Source organism: Lacticaseibacillus salsurae, assembly GCF_045862175.1.
In the GTDB taxonomy this organism is placed as follows: Bacteria; Bacillota; Bacilli; order Lactobacillales; family Lactobacillaceae; genus Lacticaseibacillus; species Lacticaseibacillus salsurae.
Map to the genome: position 1 here is coordinate 24,093 of NZ_BAAFZI010000029.1, position 7,003 is coordinate 31,095.

A 7,003-nucleotide genomic window follows, 5' to 3' on the forward strand; every position below is an offset into this window, starting at 1 on the left:
ACGCAAACAATCACTTTCGGTAGTCGGAGTGAGCTTGCTGGCTGCAATGTCGTCACTACTTGGCATCTCCTTCACCCGCAAGCGTCCTCGTTGATCCAAAAAAGTCGTCTCTTTGAGATGGCTTTTTTCATCTAAGAAAGGAACCGAATGAATTATTTTCTGACACATCGGCTTTATTCGCCGATTTCAGCGATCGAGAAAATGATGCTTGATCGGGTCAAGCTTTTTCAAGCCTATGACCGCCCAGCAGTATTCGTCAGTCGAGATTATGATCGCGAAGCTGTCTATGCCCTGGAAAAATTTGGGCTACCTCAAGTCGCTTATTTGAATATGTTTGATTATTTTCAAGGCGCTGATGGCCAAATGGTGCCGCAAGCTGATCCTAAGCAAATGATCAAATACGATGATTTTCAAGTGAGTTTGGATGGCTTGCAGGAAACCTTTTTCCAAAATGGTCAAGCCACGGCGATCGTGCAGTATCGCCAAGGTGATCATTCGATCAATACGATCAGTTATTATGATCAGGCGCATCGGCTATCGAGTGTGGACTTGTATGATCCTCGGGGTTTCGTGTCCATGACGCAATTGTTGGATGGCAACGCTCGGGTGCAGACGCAACTTTTCTGGAGCACGCGTCATGAATTGGTTTATGTGGAACGTTATGGGCCGACGGTGACAGGCGAGTGGGGCAATCAATCCATGCAGTTGTTTTTCCGCGGTCAAGTGCGCTTTTTCGAGTCAGTTGAACAGCTGTTTGCGTATTTCTTGGATGACTTGGTGCAAAATGACGCGCAGGCGATGTTTTATGCGGATCGGCACGAAACAGCAGTCGAGTCACTTGGCCTCATGATGTGCTCGGCGCCCAAATATTTGGTGATGCATAGCAGTCACGTAACTTTGCAAAACCAATTGACGATCTGGATCCAAAAAGCCGTCGCCGCCAAGTTTTCCGGCATTATCGTCTCCACGGAAAAACAAGCCCAAGACCTGCGCAAAATGGTGTCACTGCCGGTGCACACGATCCCCGTGCGCTATTTGACCGATGCTGAACTTGACCGACCGCACCAGTTGATCAGCGCGCGACCAAAGCACACGATTTTGGTCGTCGCGCGACTTTCTGAAGAAAAACGCATTGGCGACGCAATCGCCGCGTTCAAACAAATCCAAGCTGTTTTCCCAGATGCCCAAATGAATGTATTCGGCGCACCAATGGCCGGTTATGTGCAACAGCGTAAGTTGGCGGCACAAGTCAAGCAGTTGGACCTGCAAGATCACGTCCACTTCAAAGGTTTTCGTGATGATTTGGATGACATTTATCGTGATGGGCAGGTGATGGTCGTCACCAGCAAGTTCGAAGGCTTCAACGTTAGCATCTTAGAAGCGCTGAGTTACGGCTTGCCAGTGGTGACTTACGCTGTCGACTACGGCCCAACGACTTTAGTGATCGATGGCAACAACGGGTTCATCGTCCAACAAAATACACCAGCGCAATTGGCAACCGCGGTGATCGGATTATTCACGGACCAAGATCGGCTGGCCAAGTTGTCACAAGGGGCATACGCGTCAGCGCGGCGTTATGGCGAAGCCGAAGTTTGGCACCAGTGGAAACAAATCGGTATTTGATGTAAGTCAGAAAAAAGTTCAACTAATGGTTGCGCTTACAATAATCAATATGATAAGCTTTAATCAAGGCAGGGAACGCGACGCCTTGCCGCCTTTCTGTGGCATATCCAATGCCATCACCTATATTGATTTTGACCCAGTCACTTGCCGACTGGGTCATTTTTGTATTTGTGTTGCTGCTGAGCACTGTTTTAAATGGGAATCTTCTCATCCCGATTGACGTTCGGGTTTAATATCAGTAGAATTAATATAATTTCAAAAGGGAGCGTGGAGAAAGCTTGGCAAACCAAGATTACGACAAGATCATCGTACTTGATTACGGCAGTCAATATAATCAATTGATCACTCGGCGGATTCGCGAGTTCGGTGTCTATTCTGAACTCAAGCCGCATACGATCACGGCTGCAGAAGTGAAAGAAATCGCGCCAAAAGGGATCATTTTCTCTGGCGGCCCAGATTCCGTTTATGACGAAGGGGCATTAGGGGTCGATGACGAGATCTTCAACCTCGGCATTCCGATCCTCGGCGTGTGCTACGGCATGCAGCTGATGGCTTATCGCTTAGGCGGCAAAGTGGAGTCTGCTGACAACCGCGAATACGGCAAAGTCGACATCACTGTCACCGACGACAACGCCAAAGTTTTCCAAGGCCTTCCCCGCGAACAAACCGTGTGGATGAGCCATGGGGACTTGGTTCAAGAAGCACCAAAAGGTTTTCGCGTGACCGCCACCAGTGAAAACTGTCCGATTTCAGCAATGGATGATGACGATCGTAAGTTCTACGGCATCCAATTCCACGCTGAAGTGCAACACACCAAATATGGCCATGAGATCTTGCATCATTTTGCTTTTGATGTTTGTGGCGCAAAGGCTAACTGGAACATGGGTGACTTCATTGATGACCAGATCAAAGCCATTCGTGCCGAAGTCGGCGACAAAAAGGTTCTGCTTGGTTTATCTGGTGGGGTCGATTCTTCCGTCGTCGCCGCCTTGTTGAACAAAGCTATCGGCGATCAACTCACTTGTATCTTCGTGGATCACGGCTTATTGCGTAAGAATGAAGCCGATCAAGTGATGGACTCCTTAGGCAAAGGCCTGGGCGTTAAGATCATCAAAGTCGACGCGCATGAACGCTTCTTAGGGGATCTTAAAGGCGTCACTGATCCAGAAGCCAAGCGCAAGATCATCGGCCGTGACTTCATTGAAGTCTTCAATGCTGAAGCCCGCAAGTTGCACGGCATCGAATACTTGGCGCAAGGCACGCTGTACACTGACGTGGTCGAATCCGGTACCGATACCGCCCAAACCATCAAGTCTCACCATAACGTTGGCGGCTTGCCAGACGACTTGAAGTTCAAGTTGATCGAACCGCTCAACAAGCTGTTCAAAGACGAAGCCCGCGAACTTGGCGAACGCCTTGGTATCCCGCACGAACTTGTGTGGCGCCAACCATTCCCAGGCCCAGGCTTAGGCATTCGGGTACTTGGTGAAGTCACTGAAGACAAATTGGAGATTGTTCGCGAATCCGATGCTGTCTTACGCGACGAAATCAAAAAAGCCGGCTTAGACGAATCCATTTGGCAATATTTCACTGTATTACCAGGATTCCGTTCTGTTGGTGTCATGGGGGATGGCCGTACGTATGACTACACCATCGCCATTCGTGCCATCACTTCCATCGACGGTATGACCGCCGACTTTGCCCGCATCGACTGGGAAGTCTTGCAAAAGATCTCCGCTCGCATCGTCAACGAATGTGGTCACATCAACCGCGTTGTGTATGACATCACGAGCAAGCCGCCGGCAACTGTTGAGTGGGAATAGACAGAATCGGCTTATAAATGCCGGTATATCAACGTTTTGATGACTGTCTAACCCGTTCGTGCAACTATCGTGCAACTTCCGGTGCAAGTCCAGCGGTAACTCCGTTGTTTTGAACCTGCGCCACGTCTGATTTAGCGGTCGAAATTTCGACTAGACCATTCAGCCGTTTGGCAGCCTCAAAGTTCATATTCGGATATAAATGCCCGTAAGTTCCGAGCGTCGTCTGAATATCTTCGTGGCCGAGGCGTTCTTTAATCACCAGTGGGTTCTCACCCAGACTGATCAATAGCGAAGCATGTGAATGTCGTAAAGCATGAACGCGGATGCGATGGACGCCTGCCAGAGCTGCATGCCGCTTGATGATTCGCATGACCAAGTCGCGGCGAGTAGGAACGCCGTTGAACGATAGAACAAAATCGGTTTTACACTCAAGCGCTTGTGCTTTCTTCCAATCGGAGAGAAGCTCAAGCGTTTTTGCGTCCAGTGGAATTGTGCGGTTGCTGGCTTTGGTCTTCGGTGTGGAGAAGGAGTAGTTCGTGTAGCTGCGTAACCACAGCGTCTTGTTTATCCGAACCGTACCTTCCTCAAAGTCGATGTCGTCCCATTGCAGGGCGGTTGCTTCACCGATGCGCATGCCAGTCATAAACAGAAACCACAGGGTGAAGAAGCAGAAGTGCTGGTAGAAGTCTTCGATATAGAAGGTCTTGATAACTGCCTCGAATTCTTCCTTCGTCCAGAAGTCCACTTGGTTCTTCACTTTCTTAACATTGCCGACGGTCTTGGTGGGGTTCTCATTCATGAAGCCGAGCACAATGGCTCGTTGAAAGACGCGCGATAGCATGCATTGGACTAAACGGGTGTAACTTTTACTTACTTGACAGGTCATTTGGTTCTGCCATTTCTGTATGTCAACCGGCTTAATCTTGTCCATGTACATGTGCTCAAACATCTTGAAGTGCTTCAAACTGGAACGCCGACTGTCGTAGGTTTGTGGCTTCACTTGGTTCTTGTACCACGGAAGAAAGAATTCTTCCCAGAATTGTTTGAATTGAATGTGTTGTTGGTCACGTTCCGCGACAACTTCCTCTACACTGCCACCGACCATTTCCTTGTAGGCTTTGCGTGCATCACGACGGGTCGTAAAGCCACCAACCTGCTTCTGGATCTTCTCGCCTGTTTTAGGGTCAACACCGAGGTAGGCGCGGAAGTAGAAAGTACCATTTTTGCGTGTTTTGATTGGGTCTTTAGTTGTAGCCATGTTTTATTTCTCCTTTGGTGCTTCGGAGTGCATGGTTTTGGCGAGTTCCGCCAACGTGCGCGTGCTAATTTGGAGACCCAGTATTTCTTCAACAGCAGTTACCGGTACGCGTCCGAGCTTTGGGCTTTTGTAGTAGGGAACACCTTTGCGCACCATCAGCAGCTTGGCACGTCTGATAATGTCCTGTGCGCGTGAGGCACCATACCCAAGAGCAATCAGTTCGTGTTTCGTCATCGTGATCACGTGAACCATATTCTTCTCCTTTCTGGGGAGCACGGATCGTACCGATGCTCCAGTCTACCATCCAAAAGTTACATGCAACAATACCTGGTGCAAAAAATAATACGTGTTTCGTCATCATTCAACCCGGTTCCGACCGGCTATCGAGGATCTCAAACAGAGCCTCTCTCCCTTGTTTCGTCAGGGTGACGTGCAAGTATCCGGCTCACTGGGATAATCGCTCACTCGTGAGAGGTCATGGCGGTATGGAGCCTTCGTTGCTGAATGATGCTATTCAGTTTTCAAAGAACGTCGGCGGCAATTAAAAACCCGCTTCGTTATATACAGACAACGAAAGCGGGTGGAAATGAAAGAGATTGGCGAAAAAAGTCATGTTTTTTTCTGACCGTTTCTTTGTGAAGGCATTGCAAGGTGCTTTTCAACATCGAAACACTTTGCAATGTAGATCAGTTTGATTTGAAGCTCCTGTCTTAAATCCGGATCAATATGCCGTTGCCCGTATCTAGCCTCGTAGTCAATATCACGACCAAATAATTCAAGCAATAGGGTAATAGCGTCGTTATCGTCCTCCTGAACTGCTAAAATAACCGGTACTAGGTTATCGATCTCTGAGTAATGCATCGAATATACCTCCACATCCATTACAGGTTTGTGTATGCTACCCGAATTCGTTCTAGCGCACGCTGACGCCGATAATTTACTCCCTGACTTGTTTTGCCACTACGGTTGCCAATTTCGACATCGCTGAGTTCGTCATAATAATATTGATACAAGACCGTTTTATCCGTTGAGGAAAGGGTGGAAACTACGCTTGATAATTGCTCACTCTCGATGAAGTCTTCGAGATGTTTGATTTCCTCATCGGTCAACCTGAATTCATCTAGATGATACGGATTTTCGATTTCTTCCATCAACCAAGCCTCTAGTGGCGTTTCTTTAATACGCCGAAGGGAGACCTTGTACCGATTGATTCGTTCGTTTTTGAGGGCTTGTTGTACATAGCGAATAAACATCCGCGTCACTTCTTTCTCACTACTCATTGGGTTATCCTCCTGATGATTTATCGGACTACACACTTCCAGACAATTTTTTTGAGCGCTGATGAAAGCAATTTCGAAATATTTATTTGGTAGGCAAATTACAAGTTTAATCCGAACAAGCCCGGAAACTTTCAATGGTAGTCTGTTGATGATGGATTTTTAATGGTCGTTGATTAATAAGCTCAAGTGCTGCCAGGATTTCATCAGTCGTTACCTGGTCAAAGTTAGTCTTTTTCGGGAAAAACCAACGTAACCGTCGATTGAAATATTCATTGGATCCCCGTTCCCATGGGGAATACGGGTGACAAAAATAAACTTTAATCTGGTAGTCTTGTTCTATGGATCGATAATCGGCAAACTCCTTACCATGATCAACAGTTATAGATTTCACTTGGGAACCGAAGGTCCCCATAAACTTTCCAAAGGTATCATTTAAGGTCTTGGCGGTGCGATTAGGGGCTTTGATAGCCCATAGAAGCCGGGTTTTACGTTCTACAAAAGTGACCAAACATGCTCATGACTGACCTCGGCTAGAAAGTACCGTATCGACTTCCCAATGACCAAAAGCTAATTGCTGATTGACAGATTTTGGTCGTTGTTCAATGGAAGTCTCACTTGTAAATGTGCCACGATGCTCATTAGCTCGGCGCTGTCGGACATTTCGATGGTTCTGGTGCAAAGTTTACTTAGGGAGAGTGCATCCTGTATCATGAATTGAAACTGGAGGTTTTCAGATGACTGATCATTTTAAAGGACGGCAATTCAATCAATCAGTGATTACTTTTGCCGTAGGCTACTACTTGCGTTACAACATAAGTTATCGAGATCTAGTTGAAATGAGGACCTAGGCATCACCCTGTGCGGACCTAAACTTGGTGCAAAGCCCAAACATATTGATGCCAAGAAACGCCGCCAGGATACGGACGCAGAGAATCGACGCGGGGCCATTGAACGCCGATTCGCCTTTCTCAAAGGGTCAGTAGGCTTGGACTTAGTCAATACCCGAACAGCTGAGTCAT

General features: G+C 47.6%; 6 protein-coding genes and 3 pseudogenes. 4 read left to right on the forward strand and 5 right to left on the reverse strand.

Translation table 11 applies throughout. The features are described from left to right. The first annotated feature begins 147 nt into the window (after window positions 1–147). Both ACKTSG_RS09180 and guaA read left to right on the forward strand, forming a co-directional pair. A complete protein-coding gene (locus ACKTSG_RS09180; protein ID WP_407894066.1) occupies window positions 148–1,623 on the forward strand; it encodes a glycosyltransferase in 1,476 nt (491 codons plus the stop codon). 278 nt (window positions 1,624–1,901) lie between these two features. Next, window positions 1,902–3,446, forward strand: coding sequence for a glutamine-hydrolyzing GMP synthase (gene guaA / locus ACKTSG_RS09185; protein ID WP_407894068.1), 1,545 nt, complete (start codon window positions 1,902–1,904; stop codon window positions 3,444–3,446). A gap of 64 nt (window positions 3,447–3,510) precedes the next feature. Here guaA and ACKTSG_RS09190 read toward each other — a convergent pair whose 3' ends face one another. The 5 genes and pseudogenes from ACKTSG_RS09190 to ACKTSG_RS09210 all read right to left on the reverse strand — a co-directional run. After that, on the reverse strand, window positions 3,511–4,704 hold the full coding sequence (locus tag ACKTSG_RS09190) for a site-specific integrase (RefSeq protein WP_407894070.1): 1,194 nt from the start codon (window positions 4,702–4,704) through the stop codon (window positions 3,511–3,513). 3 nt (window positions 4,705–4,707) lie between these two features. After that, window positions 4,708–4,956 carry a DUF3173 family protein gene (locus ACKTSG_RS09195; RefSeq protein ID WP_129300777.1) on the reverse strand — a complete coding sequence of 83 codons (249 nt, stop codon included), beginning with the start codon at window positions 4,954–4,956 and terminating at the stop codon, window positions 4,708–4,710. Between the two features lie 357 nt (window positions 4,957–5,313). After that, complete coding sequence (locus ACKTSG_RS09200; RefSeq protein ID WP_233026441.1) at window positions 5,314–5,565, reverse strand: helix-turn-helix domain-containing protein; 252 nt, start codon at window positions 5,563–5,565, stop codon at window positions 5,314–5,316. Window positions 5,566–5,585: 20 nt separating this feature from the next. After that, a complete protein-coding gene (locus ACKTSG_RS09205; RefSeq protein ID WP_407894073.1) occupies window positions 5,586–5,984 on the reverse strand; it encodes a sigma factor-like helix-turn-helix DNA-binding protein in 399 nt (132 codons plus the stop codon). A 106-nt stretch (window positions 5,985–6,090) separates the two neighbouring features. Beyond that, window positions 6,091–6,651: pseudogene (locus tag ACKTSG_RS09210) on the reverse strand (IS30 family transposase); the annotation flags it as partial. Between the two features lie 67 nt (window positions 6,652–6,718). On the opposite strand from ACKTSG_RS09210, the pseudogene ACKTSG_RS09215 reads away from it, so the two are divergent. Together ACKTSG_RS09215 and ACKTSG_RS09220 are read left to right on the forward strand one after the other, a co-directional pair. Further along, window positions 6,719–6,823 (forward strand): annotated as a pseudogene (locus ACKTSG_RS09215) (IS6 family transposase); the annotation flags it as partial. Next, window positions 6,823–7,003, forward strand: a pseudogene (locus ACKTSG_RS09220) (transposase); the annotation flags it as partial. The pseudogenes ACKTSG_RS09215 and ACKTSG_RS09220, both read left to right, overlap by 1 nt.